The following is a 2,540-nucleotide window of genomic DNA, read 5'->3' as shown; positions in this document are numbered from 1 at the left end:
GTATCTATAATCCTTATTATCTCATTCTCTATTTATATAGTAACTATCAATGCGAAAAGAGTTCGTAGTGAAGAGGAAGCAAAATGGAGCAGGCATATAATTGAAACAAAAAACCGATTGGAAACCCTCTTTGACGGCATAACAGACGGTATATGCATTATAGGTAAAGATTATAATCTTATTACTATGAATAAGGCGATGAAGGAATTGATGTCAGTGGAGAATGATAATTATGAAGGTGAGCATTGCTACAAGCTTTTTTGTAAAAGCGACAGTATATGTGATGTATGTCCTGTACGTGAAACTTTTGAAACAGGAAAGTCTTTTCAGATACAAAGAGAGATTAAGGGAGAAAATGGAGACAAGACTTACTGGCAGATATCAACTTTCCCTATAAAGGATGCCAATGGAAATGTTAATCAGGTAATAAAATATGTCAGAGATTTTACAGAGAATAAGAGAATCAGTGATGAATTGGAGCTTTCAAAAAGACTTTCTGCATTGGGACAAATGATTGCAGGTGTTGCTCATGAGATTAAAAATCCTCTCCAAAATATCAGTATGGGGATAAGTCTCATAAAGTATGATATTGACAAGGATAGTGAAAGCGCTAAGACTCTTGAAGGAGTCATTGAAGGAGTAAAAAAGCTAAATAATATTGTTTCTGACTTGCTTGATTTTTCCCGTCCATTGAAGATTGAAACAATCGACTATGATATAAACGAAGTGCTTGAAGGAGTTATCGATGAATTTTCTGCTGAATTTTCAGCAAAAAGAGTAATCCTTCATAAAAACTTTTTAAATAAAGGAAATTCCAATGTAAAAATAGATGCTTTCAAAATCAAACAGGTTTTCTATAACCTTTTCCAAAATGCTCTTGAAGCAATGCCCGATGGCGGACAGATTTGGGTTGTATCAGATAGCCAGATTGGAAATGGTATAAAGAGGGTGATAATAAAAATAAAAGATTCAGGGGTAGGTATTAGAGAGGATAATATCAATCAAGTTTTTGACCCATTCTTTACTACAAAAAGCAAGGGAGTGGGGCTGGGGATGGCTATTGTTAAGAGAATTATCGAACTTCACGGCGGCACTATATCTGTAGAAAGTGAAGAAGGAAAAGGCACTGAATTTACAATTGTATTTGAAGAGGAAATTGGTGTTAAGTAGTGATTTACTTTGTAAGGAGTTAAAGATGAATAGAAATATCCTAATAGTTGATGATGAAAGAGTTATATGTCAGCACTTGAAAAGAGTGTTGGAAAAGGAGGGATATGAGGTTTCAGTAGCAGGAAGTGGAGAGGAAGCGCTTCAAAAACTCGACGCAAAAGCATTCAAACTCGCGGTAGTTGATATAAAGATGCCGGGAATCGATGGATTGCAACTTCTCGATATCATAAAAAAGAAATATTCAGATACCTCTGTCGTTATAATGACTGCACATGGAAGTATAGAGACTGCTGTAAGCGCTATGAAGCGGGGTGCAGTTGATTATTTGAGAAAACCCTTCGAAATTGAGGAAATACTCCTTGTTGTTGAAAGAGTTTTTGAACGGCTAAATTTACTTGAAGAAAATATCTATTTGAAAAGTCAGATAGAAGAAAAGAATCGATTTGGAAACATCATAAGCCAAAATCATAAAATGAAAAATATCTTTAACATTATTTCAACTGTTGCCCCTACCGATTCGACTGTGCTTATTCAGGGAGAAACCGGCACTGGAAAAGAACTTGTTGCGCGTGCAATACATTATCACAGTTATAGAAAAGGGAAACGTTTTGTAACAATAAATTGCGGCGCATTGCCGGAAACACTTCTTGAAAGCGAATTATTTGGTCACGAAAAGGGCTCATTTACAGGGGCTGTGCGCCAGAAGATTGGAAAATTTGAGTATGCAGACGGTGGCACTGTATTCCTCGATGAAATAGGCGATATAACTCCTGCTATGCAGGTTAAATTGTTGAGGTTTTTACAGGAGATGGAGTTTGAAAGAGTGGGTGGAAATACAACTATAGGTGTCGATGTGAGAGTTATATGTGCTACAAATAAAAATCTTCAGGAAGAGGTAAGGGAAGGAAGATTTAGGGAAGACCTTTTTTATAGGATAAATGTAGTGCCTATCAATTTGCCACCTCTTCGGGAAAGAATGGAAGATTTGCCTCTGCTTGCGCTGCATTTTTTAAGAAAATATTCAGAGAAGATGGGAAAAGAGATTACTGCAATTTCCCAAGATGTTTTGGATAAAATGATGCATTACTCTTGGCCCGGAAATGTGAGAGAATTGGAAAACATTATAGAAAGAGCTGTTATAATGGAAAGGAGCGACACTGTAACAGAGTTAGACCTTCCTCCGGAGATATCTTCACCTGTTTCAAAAGGAGTCAATGTGGTATCATATTCACTTCCTGAATGGATTGAAGAAAATGAAAAGAGTTATCTTATTGAGATTCTTGAAAGATATCACGGTAATGTTGAAAAAGCGAGAATACAAGCAGGAATAGGCACCAAGACATTTTATAGAAAGCTTAAAAAATATAACC

The 2,540-nt window shown here is 36.2% G+C and carries 2 protein-coding genes; both read left to right on the top strand.

Annotated elements, in window-relative coordinates; genetic code table 11:
- Positions 1–1,170: PAS domain-containing protein (locus D6734_13265; GenBank protein ID RMF91994.1), on the top strand; the 1,170-nt coding region annotated here is incomplete at its 5' end.
- Between the two features lie 25 nt (positions 1,171–1,195).
- On the top strand, positions 1,196–2,540 hold a 1,345-nt coding region (locus tag D6734_13260; GenBank protein ID RMF91993.1), incomplete at its 3' end, for a sigma-54-dependent Fis family transcriptional regulator.

The organism is Candidatus Schekmanbacteria bacterium, from assembly GCA_003695725.1.
In the GTDB taxonomy this organism is placed as follows: domain Bacteria; phylum Schekmanbacteria; class GWA2-38-11; order GWA2-38-11; family J061; genus J061.
This window is presented reverse-complemented; position numbering and strand designations above follow the sequence as displayed.